18 protein-coding genes are annotated in these 20,880 nt (G+C 30.7%); 15 read left to right on the forward strand and 3 right to left on the reverse strand.

Annotated elements, in window-relative coordinates; genetic code table 11:
- Nucleotides 1–34: 34 nt before the first annotated feature.
- A complete protein-coding gene (locus tag EYR00_RS04605) occupies nt 35–241 on the reverse strand; it encodes a cold-shock protein (protein WP_003534639.1) in 207 nt (68 codons plus the stop codon).
- A gap of 298 nt (nt 242–539) precedes the next feature.
- On the opposite strand from EYR00_RS04605, the gene EYR00_RS04610 reads away from it, so the two are divergent.
- The 3 genes from EYR00_RS04610 to EYR00_RS04620 all read left to right on the forward strand — a co-directional run bounded on the left by EYR00_RS04610 (nt 540) and on the right by EYR00_RS04620 (nt 3,120).
- Entirely contained in the window at nt 540–884 is a 345-nt protein-coding gene (locus tag EYR00_RS04610; RefSeq protein WP_003534637.1) for a phenylpyruvate tautomerase MIF-related protein, read from the forward strand.
- Nucleotides 884–1,876 (forward strand): alpha/beta hydrolase, encoded by a 993-nt coding sequence (locus tag EYR00_RS04615; RefSeq protein ID WP_003534635.1) that lies wholly within the window; start codon nt 884–886, stop codon nt 1,874–1,876. The genes EYR00_RS04610 and EYR00_RS04615 overlap by 1 nt, the downstream gene beginning before the upstream one ends.
- Nucleotides 1,877–2,055: 179 nt before the next feature.
- Nucleotides 2,056–3,120, forward strand: a complete 1,065-nt coding sequence (locus tag EYR00_RS04620) for a WYL domain-containing protein (protein ID WP_003534633.1) — start codon at nt 2,056–2,058, stop codon at nt 3,118–3,120.
- A 159-nt stretch (nt 3,121–3,279) separates the two neighbouring features.
- Here the strand turns inward: EYR00_RS04620 and EYR00_RS15535 are convergent, their stop codons facing one another.
- Complete coding sequence (locus EYR00_RS15535; RefSeq protein WP_003534631.1) at nt 3,280–3,648, reverse strand: DUF5684 domain-containing protein; 369 nt, start codon at nt 3,646–3,648, stop codon at nt 3,280–3,282.
- A gap of 239 nt (nt 3,649–3,887) precedes the next feature.
- Here EYR00_RS15535 and EYR00_RS04625 point away from each other — a divergent pair, with 239 nt between their 5' ends.
- The 10 genes from EYR00_RS04625 to EYR00_RS04670 all read left to right on the forward strand — a co-directional run bounded on the left by EYR00_RS04625 (nt 3,888) and on the right by EYR00_RS04670 (nt 16,037).
- Nucleotides 3,888–5,663, forward strand: a complete 1,776-nt coding sequence (locus EYR00_RS04625) for an alpha/beta hydrolase (RefSeq protein WP_003534629.1) — start codon at nt 3,888–3,890, stop codon at nt 5,661–5,663.
- Nucleotides 5,664–5,741: 78 nt separating this feature from the next.
- Nucleotides 5,742–6,536 carry a MurR/RpiR family transcriptional regulator gene (locus EYR00_RS04630; RefSeq protein WP_008791914.1) on the forward strand — a complete coding sequence of 265 codons (795 nt, stop codon included), beginning with the start codon at nt 5,742–5,744 and terminating at the stop codon, nt 6,534–6,536.
- A gap of 419 nt (nt 6,537–6,955) precedes the next feature.
- On the forward strand, nt 6,956–7,792 hold the full coding sequence (gene licT / locus EYR00_RS04635; protein WP_003534621.1) for a BglG family transcription antiterminator LicT: 837 nt from the start codon (nt 6,956–6,958) through the stop codon (nt 7,790–7,792).
- Nucleotides 7,793–7,879: 87 nt separating this feature from the next.
- Nucleotides 7,880–9,730, forward strand: coding sequence for a beta-glucoside-specific PTS transporter subunit IIABC (locus tag EYR00_RS04640; protein ID WP_003534617.1), 1,851 nt, complete (start codon nt 7,880–7,882; stop codon nt 9,728–9,730).
- A gap of 12 nt (nt 9,731–9,742) precedes the next feature.
- Complete coding sequence (locus EYR00_RS04645; protein ID WP_003534616.1) at nt 9,743–10,567, forward strand: PHP domain-containing protein; 825 nt, start codon at nt 9,743–9,745, stop codon at nt 10,565–10,567.
- Between the two features lies 1 nt (nt 10,568).
- A complete protein-coding gene (locus EYR00_RS04650; protein WP_003534615.1) occupies nt 10,569–11,327 on the forward strand; it encodes a tyrosine-protein phosphatase in 759 nt (252 codons plus the stop codon).
- A gap of 3 nt (nt 11,328–11,330) precedes the next feature.
- Nucleotides 11,331–12,014, forward strand: coding sequence for an MgtC/SapB family protein (locus tag EYR00_RS04655; RefSeq protein WP_226816579.1), 684 nt, complete (start codon nt 11,331–11,333; stop codon nt 12,012–12,014).
- A gap of 394 nt (nt 12,015–12,408) precedes the next feature.
- Nucleotides 12,409–13,710: a PTS sugar transporter subunit IIC gene (locus tag EYR00_RS04660; RefSeq protein WP_003534613.1), complete on the forward strand. Its 1,302-nt coding sequence runs from the start codon at nt 12,409–12,411 to the stop codon at nt 13,708–13,710.
- Nucleotides 13,711–13,724: 14 nt separating this feature from the next.
- A complete protein-coding gene (locus tag EYR00_RS04665) occupies nt 13,725–15,209 on the forward strand; it encodes a glycoside hydrolase family 1 protein (RefSeq protein ID WP_003534611.1) in 1,485 nt (494 codons plus the stop codon).
- 75 nt (nt 15,210–15,284) lie between these two features.
- Complete coding sequence (locus tag EYR00_RS04670; RefSeq protein ID WP_009299685.1) at nt 15,285–16,037, forward strand: MurR/RpiR family transcriptional regulator; 753 nt, start codon at nt 15,285–15,287, stop codon at nt 16,035–16,037.
- Nucleotides 16,038–16,218: 181 nt separating this feature from the next.
- On the opposite strand, the gene EYR00_RS04675 is transcribed toward EYR00_RS04670, so the two are convergent.
- Nucleotides 16,219–17,130, reverse strand: a complete 912-nt coding sequence (locus tag EYR00_RS04675) for an aldo/keto reductase (protein WP_259394517.1) — start codon at nt 17,128–17,130, stop codon at nt 16,219–16,221.
- Nucleotides 17,131–17,422: 292 nt separating this feature from the next.
- Between EYR00_RS04675 and EYR00_RS04680 the strand changes: the two genes are divergently transcribed.
- Nucleotides 17,423–17,518: a LysR family transcriptional regulator gene (locus tag EYR00_RS04680; protein ID WP_259394518.1), complete on the forward strand. Its 96-nt coding sequence runs from the start codon at nt 17,423–17,425 to the stop codon at nt 17,516–17,518.
- Between the two features lie 695 nt (nt 17,519–18,213).
- Nucleotides 18,214–20,379, forward strand: a complete 2,166-nt coding sequence (locus EYR00_RS04685) for a glycoside hydrolase family 16 protein (protein WP_003534603.1) — start codon at nt 18,214–18,216, stop codon at nt 20,377–20,379.
- Nucleotides 20,380–20,880: the final 501 nt, after the last annotated feature.

A 20,880-nucleotide genomic window follows, 5' to 3' on the forward strand; every position in this document is an offset into this window, starting at 1 on the left:
AAAGAAACCCGATTAACCGGGTTTCTTCTGGTTATTAAGCTTTAACAGTTACGTTTTGAGCTTGTGGTCCACGATCAGATTCGTTGATATCGAATTCAACAACTTGACCTTCTTCTAAAGTTTTGAATCCTTCAGCGTTGATTGCTGAGAAATGAACGAAGATATCTTTTCCATCTTCATCATTTGTAATAAATCCAAACCCTTTTTCTTGATTAAACCATTTTACTTTACCTGTACTCATTAATGGTACCTCCTTGAAAGATGTGCAAAAAGGAAATACTCTATGTAACTCTAAATCACAAATATCGGATTGCGGCGGTACATAAAGGTAATACAATCTTCTAATACTTGTGATACTTTGAAAATTATATTGCTACTTTTGCTCTTATATTTTAACATAATCAAAAAAAGAAATCAAATCATTTATGTAAACGCTTTAATAAATTTTATTAACTTCAAATTAAGATAGCTAATAATTTGTTAACATTGGCTATAAAAAGTGTTAAAATATCCTTAATAAAAATAAGGAGGAAAAATATATGCCATTTATTTCATTTACAACAAATCATAAATTAACACTTAGGCAAGAAAATGAAATTGCTAAAAGAACTGGGGAGCTGATTACAATCTTACCTGGTAAAAAAGAAGAAAATTTAATGTTACATTTAGAAGATAATCAAATTATGTATTTCCGCGGTGATGACATTCCTTGCATGATGATTGCGGTTAAATTATATAATACAATTGATTTTGATGCTAAAAAGAAATTTACTGAAGAGTTAGTAAAAATGATCAAAGAAACAACAAATATTGAAATTAATGATGTTTATGTTTCGTTTGATGAATATCCAAATTGGGGTAAACAAGGAACACTGTTCCAGTAATGGGAAAAAAGACGAAAATTGCATTAACTGGTAGTTTAACTATGTTGGCAGCTGGAATTGGTAGTTTAACTATGTTGGCAGCTGGAATTGGTAGTTTATTTTATGCTGGTAATTATTTATATAATTTGGCATTAAATAAACAGGCTAATAAAGATGCGATATTTACTAATCCCTCAACAAATAATCAAATACCCGATAAAGATAGAACCGATATAAATAAGAAGGGAGATAGTAGCAATTTTTTTGATACTATTCATTATCAGGATGTATTCTTAGACAGTGATGATGGATTAAAACTGCATGCTTATCAATTTTTGAATTACGGGCATGATTATGTGATTATTGTCCATGGATATACATCTGAAGGTAAATTGATGCATGCGAGTGCTAAACATTTTTATGAGCAAGGTTACAATCTTTTGCTTCCTGATCTTCGAGGTCATGGGCAGAGTGAAGGTGACTATATTGCAATGGGCTGGCTCGATCGTTTAGACATAATTAACTGGATCAAATATTTAATTGATAATGATTCAAAAGTTAAAATTATCCTGTATGGAGTATCTATGGGAGCGGCTACAGTAATGAATGTAACAGGGGAAAAATTGCCTGTCAATGTTATTGCTGCTATTGAAGATTGTGGATTCACTAGTACATGGGAGATGTTTTCCTATCAGCTAAAAGAAATGTATAATTTGCCAAGTCGACCATTTTTAGATATTGCAAATATTGTGACTCAGATTCGAGCCGGTTATTCATTTGGCAAAGCTGAAGCAATCGAACAAGTGAAAAAATCAACTACGCCAACATTATTTATTCATGGCGATAAGGATCGTTTTGTCCCTTTTAAAATGCTCAATCAATTATATCAAAGTGCTAATTGTCCTAAGGAAAAATTGGTAATCAAGGGTGCCGGACATGCTCAATGTGAAAAAATTGGTGGTCAAGTTTATTGGAGTAAAATTGATAGTTTTATTAGAAAATATCAAGACTAATTAATAAATTAGTCTTTTTTATTGTCATAAATTTGTCATAAACATATACTTTTTTGCTGGATAGTGAAATTAATTTTATGTATACAATTTTATACACCAAATAATTGGTTTTTATTATATTTACTAATTTTACATATTTTGGAAGATAAAGTAAAATATAGAGTATGGAGGGTTGAGGAATGGGAGATATTAGTAATGGAACTCGCATATTGCTAACGCAATATTTATTAAAAAGATTAACAGACGAAGATCATGCTTTATCACGTGATGAACTAATTAAAAGAATTGGTGGGTTAGGAACGACGATTTCTAGCAATACGATTAAAGCAGATATTGAATCAATAAAATCTTATAATAATTTGATAAAAGATTGTCAAGATGAGTTGCTTACCCCTTTTATATGCAATGAAAGTGGTAGTATTAATTATGCAACAAAACAAAAAAAAGGTGCGTACGTTGAAAAGACATATTATACTGATGCTCAATTAATTTTATTGACAAGGTTATTAGGTCGAGGATTACATTTAGAAAGTCAAAATGATTCAAAATTATTAGAAAAAGTATTATCAGATAGTTCTTTGTATAAAATAAATCATTATCATTTGTTAGATAATATCAATTCAACTTATGAAGATAATTGTATTACAGTGTATTTAGAGCAAATTATTAAGGCTATAAATACATTTGCTTGTGTATCATTTAAAGAATTGGAATATAGTGTTGTTGAAAACAAAGTTATAGATAGGCCTAGTCATAAAACAATTTTATTATATCCAACTAATATTGATATAAAAAATGATCAAGTATATTTAGTTGGTTACCTAATAAATAGTAGTGAAGATTTTGAATTGGCATATTATCGAATTGATCGCATTGATCAATTGAAAATAACTCGTACCCCTAAATATATCCAAGCAAAGACTGAGTGTTTTAAGGAGCGAATCTGGTTATCTAATGATCCGCTTGATATTGGAAAAGATAATTTGATCAACATTGAATTACGTGTGTATTTAGGAAATGAGAATATTTTTGAAGCTTTGTATCAACGATTTAAGGGATGTACATTCACAGTTGAACAATTCCGTCGATTTGTAAATGTTTCAATTGAACGGGTTCCTGATGATAAAAAGTTAGTCAGTGGCTTTTTACAATTAGCTAATCATGTTGAGGTTTTTAAACCGTTGGAATTAAGAGATAAGATAAAAGAAGAAATTAATCAAATGTATTTGATGTATCGCAGTTAAAAGGAATTCGTAGAATTTCTTTTTTATTTTAAAAAAGTTGATTATTTTTAGAGTCTCTTTACATTTTTTGAAAAAATATGCAAATTAATTTTGATATTTATTTAAGTTGATAGTTCTATTAATTTTTGTGTTTACAAATGATAACTATATCTATTTTTATTAGTAACGATATTCACAATTCCCAAACCCTAATATTAAAATGAACAGTGGGTTGAAAACTAACAAGCCAAGTCCGAACATTATGCCTTTTCCAAATGCAAAAGAAAGTTTAAAACTAATAACAATGTGATAAAAGATAATAAAGTACATATTAATAAGGGGAATTAAAAGAAATAGAAGCCAAAGTGGTGAAAGTTTTACAATTCGACATAATGCAATATCACTATAAATTGGAATAAAAGCACTGATTCCCCAACGTCTAGCTTTAGTGAATAAACGCCATCGTGCAATTATATTTAAGAGGATGAAAATAAATATAAAAATAGTTGTAGTGCTGCTAGTGGAATAGCTATACTCAAAGTAGTTCATTGAAACCTCCTTTTCAGAATTAATTTGAATTAATAACTTGTTGAAAACTACATAATCAATATATTAACAAGAAAGTATCTTCCTTACAATAAGGAAGTGATCTTTATTTTATATAGTTATAATTTCTGATGATTTGCGGTTATGCAAGAATATTAGTTTCATTTTCTGTAACTAAGTTTCGTTTGTAAACGTATACAGAAAGTGGTTGGTTTGTTATTCTTGGTTTAGGAGGAAGAAATATGAGACAAGTAAAAAGATGGATTTTGCAGATAGGAATTTGTTTTACACTATTGTTATCTTTGGGTGTATACTCAATGAGTAATGTACATGCTGTTAATGAGGGAATAACTATTACTGATAACACAACCGGCCTTAGTGAGGCAAAGTATCAAGTAACCTTTGTTGTTGACAGTACAAAATTAGGGGAAAATGTTGAAAATATCCAATTACAAGGAGGCTTCCAATTTATTAAGAGTTCTGAAGCTCCCTGGTATCAAGAAAACGGGGCAAGCAATGATGGAATAAGGTGGTATTCGGCTTATGAATATGAGCAGGGAATGTATCCTACTGGAGGATGCGGAAATACTGAACGAACTGAGTTTAATTATAATGGAAACTATATTCTCTATGATATGGTAAAAGATGAAAATTTATATTCTGTCACCTTACCATTACCAGCAACAGAATATTTTTATGGATATTTTGTAACTTATAGTGATGGATCTGCAGTAGTTGTGCAGGATCCTGTTAATCCTTCAAAAAAGAATGAAATTAATAATCATGATGCTACTTGGTCTTATTTTTATGTTGGAAATAGTTCAGATGCATTAGCGGGTCAATCTTATATTTATCCAAGAAATAATAATATGGGTTCTTATCAATACGATACATACATCGCTTATGATGGAACTGAAAATTGTCTTGGGATTTATTTACCGAATGGTTATAGTTTAGGGAATAACTATAAAACGATTTATTTAGCACATGGTAATGGGGGCAACGAAACTGAATGGTGTCAATTAGGATCAGCAGGTAATATTGTTGATAATCTAATTGCTGAAGGAGAACTAGCTGATAGTATAATCGTGACATTAAATAATTCGCATTTTAGCGGGACAGGATTTGATATTAAATCGAATGTCATATTGGCTCAAGATGTTGTTAATAATGTAATTCCTTTTATTGAAAAGAATTATAAGGTTTCAACTGATCCTAAGGATCGAGCTTATGCTGGATTGTCAGCTGGTGGTGTTGCGGCAAGTACAGTAATGGAAATTGCACCTGATAGTTTTGGATATTTTGGTATTATTTCAGCAGCTGTTCAAATTGATGATGAAGTATTTACAGACGAACTTATTTCAAAATTACAGACAAAGAAAATCTATCTTTCGGCAGGAACAGTTGATTTTGGGTTGATTAATTCTTTTTTTAAGGCCTCTATCTTAGATTTTATGTTACCTAAATTAGATGCTGAAAATATTGATTATACTTTTGAAATACAAAATGGGGGACATGACTGGAATACGTGGCGCGGAGCTTTTACAACATTTGCTAAAGATATCCTATGGAATCAAGAAAATATTGAATATTGTATAACAGATGGAGCTAATAAAAATATTAAACAGGGAGAAGAACTTAAAATAAAGACTGACATACCATCGTCATTATTCAAAATGCTCATAATTGATGATCAAGAAATTGATAGATCAAAGTATACTGTTTCTGGTGATCTAATAACCATTATTTTACCAAAAGAACTTATTTCAACATTAACAATTGGAGAACATATATTAGTAATAATCGCAAATGAGGGACAAGCAGCTACAATGTTTAATATTACTGCTGATACTAATGTTCTAGATATAGTAGAGAATGATCAGATAACTAAACAATCATCACATACTGCTGTGCTGGCACCTAAGACGGATGATCCTTCGCTGTTTGAAGTTTATTGTCTATTTATTTTGTTAAGTGGGGGAGCAATAGTTGTAATAAAGAAAAAGTATTTTAATTGATATGAGTCTAATATTTTGAAGACTCATATTCTTTTATATTATCAAGATGTTATAATATAGGGAAAGGAGCTGATAAAAATGGATGAGGAAATACTAGAAAGTTTCTTAACCTTTATTCAAAGATGTAACAGCGAAGCTGTTAATAGTAATGATTATAATATTATTCAAAATGTATTTAAGTATATTGGAAAAAAAACATTCCCTTCTATTAATGAATTAGCTCGAGAGGCGAATGTATCTAAGGCAAGTATTTCAAGATTTATAAAAAAATATAGTTTTGAAAATTATCAGCAATTTAGAACCCTATTATCAACTCAAACAACACTCTTAGATTATAATTTGAAAGTATTTTTATCACAGAATATTCTTTTTAAAAGTAATGAAGAAATCAGTGAATATCTTTTTCAACAGTGTCTTGATAATCTTGTTGCAACAAAAGAGAATCTTGATTTAGCAACGCTTTTAAAAATTGTTCAGTTATTTAAGGAAAGCGAGGATATTACTTTTCTAGGTGATGAGCATGATCTTGATGAATTCCTTTTGTTGCAAATCAAATTATTGACTTCGGGGAAGTGCGCATATCTGTTTAAAGTCAGTGAAACGAAGACGGTTAGGAGCTATTTTTTTAATGAAAATTCAGTTGTTGTTATCATTAATGTATGTGACGGTTTTTTTCACTACCATGATGCGTTAGAAAATGCAAAAGAAGTTGGGGCTAAGGTTATTTATATAAGCCAGGATTATAATAAAGAGGTTGCTGACAAGGTAGATATTTTTTATCGTTACGGAGTAGAGTGGTCAATAAATACTGGCTATGTATCACTGTATTATATTGGTGAGTTACTGGAAAAATTATGTATTCGTAATTTTTAGACAAATAATTTATAATGATGTAAGCAGCCTCAAAAAATATAACCCTAATACTAAGTTATAATGATAGGGTGTGCTTATCTAACCTTATTTCGTATTATTTTTAAGATTTGTGATTATTAGATATATAATCAATTATAATTATATTGAATAGATTTATTTTGGTTATCTAGGTATGGCTATAGAAGACCTAATCATTATTTAGGTTGAAAATAATTTAATATCAGTATTTAATTTTTAATAGAATTTTTGGTTGTTTTAAATCAAATCCTTTATTTTGAAAGCGTTGACAAATTTTGCGAGGAATGATAATATAAATATGTAATTTATGGATAGTTATTGCACATATGAGGCAACACTAAACCTGTTTACAGATATTTTTCTGTGGCAGGTTTTTTATATTTATACAGGGGTGAATGAATATGATTATAAAGAAAATTTTAAATAATAATGTTGTTATTACAACTAACTATCAAATGGAGGAAATTATTGTTATGGGGAAAGGCTTGGCTTATGGAAAACAAGCCGGTGATAATATTGATATGAATAAGATCAATAAAACTTTTGAAGTAAGTTTAAAACCAAGTCAAAGAAAAATGATTAATATGTTAAAGGATATTCCTCTCGAATATATGGAGATATCTGATTGTGTTATCAAAGAAGCAAAAGTAGACTTAGAAGTCGACGATTCTCTTTATATCAGTTTAACAGATCATATTCATACAAGCATAGAGCGGTATAAAGAAGGCGTTTATTTAAAAAATCATATGTTATTTGAAATTAAGAATTTCTATCCTAAAGAATTTGAGTTAGGTTTATTAACTTTAAAACTTATTAAAGAAAAATATGGAATAAACATGGAAGAGGATGAAGCGGCATTTTTAGCATTACATATAGTGAGTAGTGAGGTTGATAGAAATATCAGTGATATTTATGAAATGACAAATTTCATATTAGAGATTATTGGTATTGTAAAAGATTATTTTAAATTAGAGTTGGATGAAGATTCTTTATCTTATCATAGATTTGTAACACATTTAAAATTTTTTGGATTACGTGTTTTTAATAAAATAAAGCAAGTGGAAGATATAACCTTAAATAATGACTTGCTTGAAATTATGAAGGAAAAATATGTTGAGTCATATCTTTGTACTTCAAAAATACAATCGCATATTGAAAAGACTTATCATTATGAATTAAATGATGAGGAAGTTTTATATCTTACGATTCATGTTGCAAAAATTATTTCTAAAAAATAATTTGCAAATAGATATTTGTTGGATGGTAACATTAAGTTGGCCAAACCTTCACATTTTGAAGTTTTCAAAAGAATGGAGGAAAAGAGAATGAAATATGAAAAACTTTCAAAAAACATTATTGAAGCTGTAGGAGGGAGTAATAATATTGTAACTTTGCAGCATTGTATGACGCGTTTGAGATTTACTTTAAAGGATGAATCAAAAGCAAATGATCAAAAAATTGAAGCAATTGATGGAGTTTTGTCATTAATCAAGAAAGGCGGTCAATATCAGGTTGTTATTGGTACACATGTTCATGATGTGTATCTTGATGTATGCCAGATTGCAAATATTAAAGAAGATGAAAATTTTGGAAACAAAAAAGAAAAAAAAGGAATTTTTAATTCTATTTTTTCTGCAATTATTGGCTGCGTCGGTCCAATTATTCCTATTTTAGTAGGAACAGGGCTGGGGAAATGTATTTTATTATTTGTATCAATGATGGGATGGGCAAATGCCGAAACATCAATGACTTATTATGTATTTAATTTTGTATTTGATGCTGGCTTTACTTTCTTGCCGGTATTTACCGCAATGGCAGCTGCAAAGCATTTTAAATGTAATATGTATATGGCAGCTTTACTTGGCTGTGCGCTGGTTCATCCACAATGGAGTGGTATTGTTTCAGCGACTGATCCAAAATTTATTGGAGATATGTTTGGTTTCTTACCTTTATATGGAATGCCGTATACATCAACTTTAATTCCAGCTATTTTAATTGTTTTTGTTATGAGCAAAGTAGAATTTGGATTGAATAAAGTATTGCCAGAATTGGTTAGAGGGATGTTAACACCGTTATTTACATTGCTGATTATGACACCGTTAGCATTTGTTGTATTAGCGCCAGCTATGGGGATTATTTCAATTTATTTGGGTAATGCATTGTTATGGTGCTATGATACATTTGGAATGTTTGCTATTGCAATTATGTGTATTATTTATCCATGGATGGTTGCAACGGGTATGCATGCTACTCTAGCAATTGCAGGAATTCAGATTTTATCACAATCAGGATATGACCCATTTTCAAGAACTTTAACTTTAACAGCGAACATGGCGCAAGGTGCTGCTGCTTTTGCTTGTGCGGTTAAAACAAAAAATAGAGATTTTAGGAATACCTGCTTATCTGCCGGATTTACTGCTTTCTTTGCAGGAATTACAGAGCCATGTATCTATGGTGTGTCAATTCGTTTGAAAAAGCCTATGTATGCAGTTATGATTGGAAGTTTTACTGGAGGATTATATGCTGGTTTTTGTGGATTAAAAGCATTTGCTTTCATGACTCCTAGCATTATTAATTTACCAATGTGGGTAGGGGGGAACAACCCTAATAATCTTATGAATGCTATTATTACTATGATTATTTCAGCTGTTGTAACGTTTATTGCAACTTTAGTTATTGGTTTTGATGATCCGAAAGAAAGTGAAGTAAAACACGATGATAATAAATTAAATCAAGTGAATTGTCCTGTTAAAGGGAAGATTGTTCCATTAAACGAAGTTAACGATGAAATGTTTTCAAAAGAAGTTTTAGGGAAGGGTGTTGCTATTATTCCTGTAGAAGGAAAAATCTATGCTCCTGCTAATGGGATTATAAGTGCAACTTTTGAAACAAAACATGCAATTGGCTTAACAACTGAAAATGGCTCTGAAATTCTAATTCATGTTGGAATTGATACCGTTAAATTAGAAGGAAAACCATTTATTCAATATGTTGAAAAAGGTGAGTATGTAAAAGCGGGGTCATTGTTATTAGAATTTGACTTAAAAATGATTAAAGAAGCGGGCTTAGACTATACAACTATGGTTGTTGTAACAAACTCTAATGATTATTTAGAAGTTATTCCAACAAAATTGAAAAAAGTAACAAAAACTGATCCAGTTTTAACTATTATTTAAGGATGTGATAATATGGTGTATGCAGATTTACATGTTCACACTGCTTATAGTGATGGTATTCATTCTATTGAAGAAACGATCAAATTAGCTAAGGAAAAAGGAATTAAAGTGATTGCAATTACTGATCATGATACTGTTTTTCATTTCGAAGAAGTGCAAAAGGTATGCCGGCAAAATGGTTTAGAAACAATTCGTGGGGTTGAAATGAGCTGTTATGACTACGATGTACACAAAAAGGTGCATGTTGTTGGTTTGGGGTTAAATAACCATCCGTATCATGTTGAAAAACTATGTCAAAAGACTTTACAATGTAGGGATGAGTATCATCATGAACTTATTGAAATATTAAATCAAAAGGGCTTAAATATTACTTACGAAGACGCTAAAGAATACGCTCCGTATAATATTGTCTTCAAAATGCATTTATTCTTGGCGATTGTTCATAAGTATCCTGAGTATAATGATATTAATAAGTATCGAGAATTGTTTATGAGCGAGACTTCGCTAGATGTAGACTCTAAAATGGGATATATCGATATTAAAGAGGGGATAAAGGCAATTCGTGAGGATGGAGGAATTGCTATTATTGCCCATCCTTGTGAATATAAAAATTATGATGAAATTGAAAAATATGTCAGCTATGGCTTACAGGGAATTGAAATATCACATCCTAGTATGGAATCTGAAGATTATCCTTTAACACAGGAACTTGCAAATAGATTTCATCTTATAAGAAGTGGTGGCAGTGATTTCCATAATATCCATTTAACTGCAATTGGTGATTTTGGATTAACTAAAGAGCAATTTGATGAATTGAAAGAGGAAATGGGTAGATAAGATGCGAATAGTTAATATTAAAAATTTTAGAGATATTAAGGGATATAGCTCTCAAGATGGTTTTGTAATAAAACCCTACATGATTTTTAGGGGTGGTGCTTTAGATAAATTAACTATAAAAGAACAAAATCATTTTGTTGATCATTTAAAAATAAAATATATTCTTGATTTTAGAGATGAAGCTGAAGCAAGCTTAGCACCGGATAAGCAGCATGAAAATATTTTATATGAACGTATCAGTGCTCTTAAAATGCAATCGCATGATCAATATGGTTTTGATTTTGGTACTATGCTGCAAGGAGAGATGACTAAAGAAAAATACAACTATCTAATGTCTTATATCAAAGCAGGATATAAAGAGATGGCTTTTAATAATCCTGCGTATCATCGCTTGTTCGAATTGTTATTAAGAAATGATGGCTATGTTTATTTTCACTGTACTGCTGGAAAAGATAGGACTGGAGTTGCCGGCTTTTTGATTATGATTGCTCTAGGAATGAGTGAAGAAGATGCAATCCAAGAATACTTGTTATCCAATATTTATTTAAAAGAAAGTAATGATGAATTATGTCAGCAGCTACAAATTCCTGAGAAATTAAGGGAGGAATGTAGACCCTTATTATATGTTCAAAGAGAATTGATTGAAATAATGATTCAATCAATTCGGGTTAAATATAGAAGTTATGATGAATTTTTATTACAAGAATATAATTTTGATAACGAAAAAAGAAGAAGATTGAAAGAAATATATTGTGAATAGGTGGTGGGAATTTTGCCATTTGATATTAAATTCTATATAGTAAATCATGGAATATGGGTTATAAGAATTATGATTGCTGCATTTTGCGGCTGTTTGATTGGCTATGAACGAAGTAGTCGAAATAAGGGGGCGGGGGTGCGTACACATGCTATCCTTGCTTTGGGGTCTGCTTTAATAATGTTAGTATCAAAATATGGTTTTATAGACATAAATGAAATAGATGGTTCTCGTATAGCTGCCCAAATCGTAAGCGGCGTTGGTTTTTTGGGCGCAGGCGTTATTTTTGTAAAGAATGGTAATGTTTCAGGTTTAACAACTGCTGCTGGAATGTGGGCAACATCTGGAGTAGGAATGTGTATTGGTGCAGGATTATATGATATCGGAATTATAACAACAATTATTTTGATAGGATTACAGATATTGTTTCATAGGGGGTTCTTTTTAAAGGTCACACAAAATAATCAAAACATACAAATGGAAATCTATTATGAAGATTATGCATTGAAAGATATTCGTGAAGTTTTTGATAAATATGGTATTGATATACATTCTATGAAAGTTGAGAATCTAAAAAATAAATCTATGTTTTTAGAAATGGAGACTTATGTGAATAAAGGGTTTCAAAAAGAATCACTAGTAGAAGAAATGATGAATAAAACATATTTTAAAATGTTGAACTATTATTAGAAGAGAGAAAATCTCTTCTTTTTTATATATTTTAATTGAGATAAAAATAATTAATGAAAACTATTTTTTGATTTCTGAATATATGCATGAATCGGCTTAAACTGGTGAAAATTATATTTAATGATTTAAAGATTGAAATGTTCTTTATTTTGAATCATCAAGATTTTTTAATACCTATCTAGATAGTACTGGCAAAAAATAGTTTCCATTTAAGGAAACTATTTTGATTAAAAAAATTGTATTATCTATAATTTAAGTAAAGAGAGGGGAGGATATAAGGCGATTTATAATAGAACTGATCAGGTAATTTTAAATCAAATAGTGCACTCCATTTTATACAATATTTGTATGACTCTTTTTAAATGAATGACTTGGTGAAAAGGAGGAAGTAAGTATGCAAGCTTTAAATAGTTTTTTTGAAAGATATTTTATGCCCTTTGCAACAAAGCTTAATAGTATTAAAGGGCTTATTGCTATTCGGGATGCTTTTGTTCAAATATTCCCTCTTACATTTGTAGGATCAATTGTTGTTTGTATTAATGTTGTTTTATTAAGTTCATCAGGATTTATTGGTCAATTTCTTGTTAAAATAATTCCTGATTTAGATGATTTTCAAGCAGTTTTATCTCCTGTAAGTAACGGAACAATTAATCTCATGGCTGTTTTTATTGTTTTCTTAATTGCAAGAAATATGGCAAAACAGTATGAAGTAGATGGATTAAAAGCTGGATTAACTGCTTTAGCTTCATTCTTTGTATTATATCCACCTAAGGTTGATGGAATGTTAACGGAATCTTATCTAGGGGCAAATGGAATTTTTGTTGCTATAATTACAGGGTTACTAGTTGGATATGGTTTTAGTAAGTTAACAAAGATCGATAAACTTCAAATTAAGATGCCGGATCAGGTTCCACCTGAAGTATCAAAATCATTTATGATTGCTATTCCTACCGCAATCATCATTATTTTAACCTCTGTTATTGCTTATTGTATTTCGCTGATAGAGCCTCAAGGATTAAATGCTTTAGTTTATGCGATTTTACAAGCCCCTATTCAGTCTTTAGGAGCTACACCGTTTACACCTATGATTCTTATTTTTATGGCAATGATCTTATGGTCAGTAGGAATTCATGGAACCTTTACTGTTTCTCCGATTTATATTACTTTATATGCTTCTATGAATATTGCTAATATTTCTTATGCAGCACAGGCAGGAACAACTGCGGGCTCTCCGTATCCATATACATGGTTTGCCTTGTTTGAAAACTATGGATGTATTGGTGGGACGGGTAATACATTAGCGTTGATTGTTGCTATTTTGATTCTTTCGCGAAAGAAGGGATGGAAAAGAGCTGATTATACAAAAACTGCAAAGATTGGTCTTATTCCAGGATTATTTTGTATCAATGAACCTATTATCTTTGGTTTGCCAATCGTATTAAATCCAATCCTTGTAATTCCGTTTATCTTAAGTCCAATTGTTTCAATGGGTCTAGGCGCATTGATGATTTCTACAGGACTTGTTTTGCCTGGAACATTAGATGTTGGATGGACAACACCACAGCCTATTAAAGCGTTTTTATCAGCTTCAGGTTCGTGGGAGACTGCTATTTCAGTTTGTTTTGTATTTATAATTTGTGTTTTGATTTATTTACCATTTGTTGCCTTGGCGAATAAACAACAGACTAATCAATAGAAAGGAGTTATGTTATGAGACGATTTCCTAATGATTTTTTATGGGGTGGTGCAACAGCTGCTAATCAATTAGAGGGAGCGTATAATGAAGGTGGTAAGGGATTGAGTACAGCCGATATGGTAAAGTTTGTTCCTAGAGAAATAAGCTGTGGCAAAAATACAGAAACTGTTACTTATGAAGAAGCAATAGAAATAATGAATGGAAAGCACGATAATGAATATTATCCCAAAAGATGGGGGATTGATTTTTATCATCATTATAAAGAAGATATTGCTTTAATGGCAGAAATGGGATTTAGATGCTTCCGTATGTCAATCAATTGGACAAGAATATTTCCAAACGGGGAAGAACAAGAGCCAAATGAAGAGGGATTAAGGTTTTATGATAATGTGTTTGATGAATGTTTAAAATATGGGATTGAGCCGCTAGTTACATTGTCGCATTATGAAACCCCTCTTCAGCTTGCTTTAAAGTATAATGGATGGGAAAATAGGAAAATGATTGAATTCTTTGTTCATTATGCGGTAACAGTTTTCAAACGCTATCGAAATAAAGTAAAATATTGGATACCTTTTAATGAAATCAATATGTCTTTGCATTTACCTTATACAGGCGGTGCTATTTTCATTGAAAAATCACAAAATGAATTAGAAACTATTTTTCAAGCTTTGCATCATCAATTTATTGCTAGTGCGTTAGTAACAAAAAAAGCACGGGAAATTAATCCTAATTTTCAAATAGGATCAATGTTAGGTATGTCTTTATATTATCCAAAGACAAATAATCCAGAGGATATTTTGGCTGCTCAATGGGCAAATCGTGTAAATTATTTTTTCTTAGATTTATTATCAAAAGGTGAATATCCTGAATATGCATTTTCTTATATGAAGAAAAAAAATATTGAATTGAAGATGATGGAAGAAGACTTATCGCTGCTTAGAGAGAACACAGTCGATTTTAATTCTTTTAGCTATTATTATTCTTTATGTACGTCTGCACATCCTGAAAATGAAGAAGGGCTGATTGCTTTTGTTCCTGAAAATGAAGTTATTGATGAATTTCATCCAAGAAAAGTTCGTAATGAAAATTTAGAAGTTACAGATTGGGGCTTCCAAATTGATCCAATTGGACTAAGGGTGGCTATTAATGAGGTATGGGATCGCTATCATAAAGCTATTATTGTTTCAGAAAATGGCTTAGGCACATATGATACTCTGACAATAGATAAGAAAATCCATGATGATTATCGTATTAAATATCTAAAAGAACATATTCAGCAAATGAAGATTTGTATAGATGAAGGAGTTAAAGTTATTGGGTATACGTCATGGGGATGTATTGATATTGTCAGTGCAGGGACTTCTGAGCGCAGTAAACGATATGGATATATTTATGTTGATAGTGACGATTACGGTCATGGGAGCATGAAAAGATATAAAAAAGATTCTTTCTATTGGTATCAAAAAGTTATCAAAACTAATGGAGAAGATCTTGGTTAGTAGTTTAAACTGAAAACTCTTACTATGTATGAGTAAGAGTTTTTCGTGTATAATAAAAAAAAGGGGATGGCTATTATGATGGTTGATAAATTAAATGATGTTCTTAATCATGTTGAAACATATACTACGATGTATGTGTTTTGTTCTTATACCAAATCCCATATTCATGATATCGCGGATATGACTATCGAAGAGGTCGCAAAAGCTTGCCATACCTCTAAAGGACAGATTTCAAAATGTGCTAAAAATCTTGGCTTTACTTCTTATTTAGAGTTTAAAGACGCTTGTATTGATTATATACATTCTTTTCAAGATAAACCGTCATTCTTTTCAAAAGAATGTGATCTTCCTCAAAATACAAAAATGTTTGCTCAGTCTATGTCAAAAACAATTACATATGTAGGGGAGAAGATTAATTATTCACATCTTAATCATCTGATTAACGATATTTTAAGAAGTAAAAAGGTTTATCTATATGCTCAAGGAGATAATCGCTCTCTCTGTAATGTTATTCAAGTAGAATTAAGTACTCTATATATTCCGGTTGTAATTTGTGATGCAGATTTCATAAAATCATATCAGTTTAAAGAAGAGCATCTTTTGATTATTTTAAGTACTAATGGGACTATTTTTCAGCTGAACAAAAGAATCATTTCACGTTTAGTTCATGCAGAAGTTAATACTTGGCTAATTACTTGCAACTGTGATATTGAGTTTTCTAAAAATAAGCTTATAGTTCCTTCGTGTAAAGCAAAATATAATAAATATGCAATTAGGCATGTGATAGATATTGTGATTGCAGCAATGCGCTTTGTTCAGCAGTTATAAATTGATAAAAGCTGAGTTTTATCTTAACTATAAAACTTATGTAACTATTAAAGACAGCTGATCATGTCACAGTGAAATAAAAAACAGTGAAAGTTTTATTGTGGTAAAATATTGCGTTTTTAAATTAAGCAAGCTGCGATTATTAATTAAAACGCAAAGACTTTTTTGTAAACTCTCACTATTAATATCTTTTATTTATTTTCCATTTTTTTGAAAAATCTGAATTTTCAGATTCATTATGTCCTCTATGTCCAAAGACTTGATGTTGAGCTAATGCTTTTTCTAGTTTTTTAAATTCTTCGTTGCTCAAAGTTATAGAAGAAGCCTGTAGATTTTCTATGATTCTATCTTTGTTTTTTGAACCAGGAATAGGTACAACATTAGGATATTTATGCAACATCCATGCTAATGAAATTTGAGCTGGTGTTGCTTCTTTCTCTTTTGCAAACTGATGAAGTATATCTATAATAGGTTGATTTTTAACAATGTTTTCTTGTGTAAGCTGTGGAAGAAACTTTCTTACATCATCACCCTCAAATTTTGTTTCTGAAGTTACTTTTCCTGATAGTAGTCCACTTGCAATTGGAGAGAAGGCGACAACACCAATCTGATTATCTAGACAATATGGAAAAACATCGTCTTCACAGTCTCTTTCTAATAATGAATATAAATTTTGTACTGCTGTAACTGGTGTGAGTTCATGGGCTTTTTGTATCGTTTCTTTTGTAACTTGTGAAAGGCCCCATCCTCTAATTTGCTTTTCTTGAATTAACTTTCCCATCACTAATGCAACATCTTCAATAGGAATATCGCGATTTATTCTATGTAAATAATAAAGATCGATATAATCTGTTTTTAAATTTTTCATTGATTTTTTTAAGTGCTCTCGAATAACTTTCTCTAATCCATTATTTTCAACTTCTTGGGTATTTAGATATAATTTTGTTGCAAGAGTTATATCTTTTCTAAAAGGCTCAACTGCTTTTCCTACAAGATGTTCGTTATGCCCTGCTTCAAACATTTCTTTACCATAAGTTTCAGCGGTATCAAAAAAAGTACAACCTTCTTGATATGCATTTCTTATTGCTTCAATTGCATATTTTTAACTTGGCACTTGACCATATCCATGGGAAAAACCCATGCATCCCATACCAATTTGTGATACTAATAAATGACCAGTTTCTCTTTTTTGCATAATTTTCTCCTTAACTATAATATATTTTTATTGATTTAAGTTTAAGAAAGGATACTCAAATCTTTACATGTATTATTTCACAAGATAAAATAATAATTATATAATATAACATTTTTATAGGGCTATAAGTTTTATTTATAAATTGGAGGAGAAAATTATGGAGTTATCACAACTTGAATAATTTATTGCTATTGCAAAAAATCAGACTATGACAAAAGCTGCACAACAGCTTCACATATCACAGCCAGCCTTAAGTATTGGATTAAAAAAGTTAGAGGAAGATTAATTGAAAAAATAGATTGCTCTTAAAATGCTTAGTTATTGTAATTATTTTATTAGGGCTTATTCAAAAGATACAGAATCAGAGAATTAACCGTCTCAAAGAAATACTGAGTATTATAATGAAGATAGTTCCAGTAATCAAGAGAATGGAGCAAATAACGTTTTGAATGATGCAGATTATATTGGATACATTACGATCTCAAGTTACTTTCTGTTCTTCTATCCGTTTTTCTGATAGATATAGTATTTATGCGGACATTCTCGATTTTCTTTCCCTTTTTTTATAAACAAGTTATTTGATATTAGGGTAATTAGTATGATGATCAAGGCTTTAATTATAAAGATTTTATAATCAGTACAATTATAATTAAGGTTCTCAATCAAAGCTATAACGGTGTTATATAAGTGTATATATTTACTAGGATTCTTTTATTTTAGTATTGTTAGTTTCATAACAGTAGTGAGAGATGAACTACGAACCATAATCATAATTTTCCTACTTTATTTGAAAGTATAGTGTTTATCCAGATAGTAAAAAATTATATATAAAACTATATAATTATTTACTAAATATTGAGAAATATATTGAAATATTTTACTAAATTTTATATATTATATTGGTACTAGTTATTTGAAAACGATTTCAGTGGCATAATAGGTGAATAACTATTACAACATTCTATAAAAGGGAGATTATATATGAAGTCAAAGTTTTTTAAAAGTGCATTAGCACTAACCTCGGCTCTAAGTCTTTTAGGAATAAATATGTTTTCAGCCGTAGCTAAAAATCTTGATACTACAGGTTTAGAAACAGAGTATGAAATGTTAGAACTTGAAAGAACTAAACCCGGAACAAATTTAATTAAGAATGGTGGATTTGAAACTAATAAAGGTCAATACTGGAGTACAACAGGTGATGGTCAAATTACTGATTACCCAGGTGCGGCTCATAACAGTAAAGTTTGCGGGTTATTACCATCATTCAGTAAAAATGCATCAGTATATCAAACATTATCATTAGAGAAGAACAAAGAATATAAAGTAACAGCCAAAGTTTTAAGTGCTGATGCTGCTGCACAAGCAATTGTTGCTATTAAAACACCAAATGTAGAGAATTTAAATCCTGCTATAGAACAAGCAATTACATTTAATGAAGCTTGGCAATATCAAGATTTAACATTTACATTTAATAGTGGAGAAAATAGTGAAGTAGCATTAGCTTTTATTAAATGGACAGAATCAACTGAGAATGCTACATATAAATCACAAATCTATATTGACGATGTAACATTGAGTCAAATAGGTACTGAGACTACTCCAAATGATGAAAAATATGAAGTAATTTGGAAAGATGAGTTCGATGGAACAGGTGCTATTGATAACAATGGATTAGATAACTCTAAATGGGGTTATGAATTAGGGTGTATTCGTGGTGTTGAACAACAACACTATACTAAAGATAAAGAAAACGTACATGTTGATGACGGAAAACTTGTCTTAGAGGTGACAGATCGTGCTAAGGAGTCACAATATAAAAATCCACGTGGAGATCGTCAAGTTATTTATAATTCTGGAAGCGTTAGAACACATGGCAAACAAGATTTTTTATTTGGGCGTATTGAAGTATTAGCAAAATTACCAGAAGGACAAGCAACTTTCCCAGCATTCTGGACATTAGGGTCCGATTTTACGTTAGATGGATCTATTAACGGTGACCAAGGAGATGGTTGGCCTTTATCAGGAGAAATTGATATCATGGAATCGATCGGTGATCCTAATTTTGTTTATGAAACGTTACATTACAGCGATACCAATAAACCAGGATATACACCGGGAGCAGATAATGGTAAATATGCAGGGAACGGCAAAGGGTCAAAAATTACTACACCAGGTGTTGTGATCGATGGTGAAACGTACCATGTATTTGGTATTAACTGGTCTGAAGGTAAAATGGAATGGTATATTGATGACCAAATTGTAAGAAGTGTTGATTATAGTGATGATCCTGCTGCCAAAGCAGCATTAGACCGCCCTCAATATATTCAATTAAACTTTGCTACTGGTGGAAACTGGCCAGGAGATGCAGGTTCAAACTTAGCAGGACAAACATTTAAAGTTGAATATGCATACTATGCACAAAATCAAGAGCAAAAAGCAGCGGCAGAAAAATACTATGCTAATACTGCAGCTCTCAATGTAAAAGATTTATCAATGGTAGAAGGTGTTGTACCAGATTTATTAAATGAAGCAACATTAACAGCAGGCAGTGAATTAGTAGACTTATCAGAGTATACAATTGATTACTCAATAGATAATGAACATATGTTTACTACAAACCCTGACTTAAACGATAACTCTCAAAGCAATGATCAAAATCAAACTAAGGTAGAATGCTTAATAGATGGCGCAGCTAGTAAAGAAAAAATTGCTAAACTGGCACCAGGTGAATACAATATTCATTATTCCGCAATGCATGATAGTAAACCATCAGTACGTAAAACAGCAAAGCTAACAGTAGTTGAAAAACCACTATTACCTAGTGATATGGATTTAGAAGGTGTTATTGGTAATAAATTAGAATCAATTGCATTACCTGAAGGATGGGGATGGGTAAACCCAAATATGGTAATTGATACTCATACTGGAGAATATGAAATTATTTATACTAAAGTAGACTTTTCTAATCCAGTAAAAGTAACAGTTAGAGCAACTGAAAAAGCAGATGTTGATACTATTGCACCAACAGAAAAACCATCTAAAGATAATACTTCTGTTAAAACGGGTGATAATGCGCTTGTTGCTACTTTCGCAATGTTAGGAACAATCTCTTTAGCAGGAATTACTCTACTAAAGAAGAAAAACTAAATAGTACAATTATGCCACAACAGACAACCTCCGGCTAACAATCGGTGGTTGTTTTATTTAATAATAAAATGATAAATGCTTATAATTAATATTCAATATGGTGATGTTAATTATGAATCAATAAAAAATTAGATTGTCTAATAAAATATTTATTAAATTTTAGGTAAAATGTATAACTGATGTGTTGCGTTACATGATTATTCAATGTAATTTCCCCTCATCTAATGAAGTTTGGCTTTACACAAAATCACTTACAGACTTCGCCTACAATCCATAAATTGGAATCAAATCTTTCTTCATTACAATATTTTTTCAGTAAAATTATACTTTTATAGCCAAGACTACTCTATAACTGAAAGATATTTTTGTAGTCAAAGATATAAACCGGACATGTATATATTTGCTGCTATAATAATATATTAATCAGCAGTATCATGGTCATGTTGGTCATTCGCTAATTTTAAATTGTTCAAATCGATTATAACAACAGTTAGATTTTCT

It is taken from the genome of Thomasclavelia ramosa DSM 1402 (assembly GCF_014131695.1).
GTDB lineage: Bacteria > Bacillota_I > Bacilli_A > Erysipelotrichales > Coprobacillaceae > Thomasclavelia > Thomasclavelia ramosa.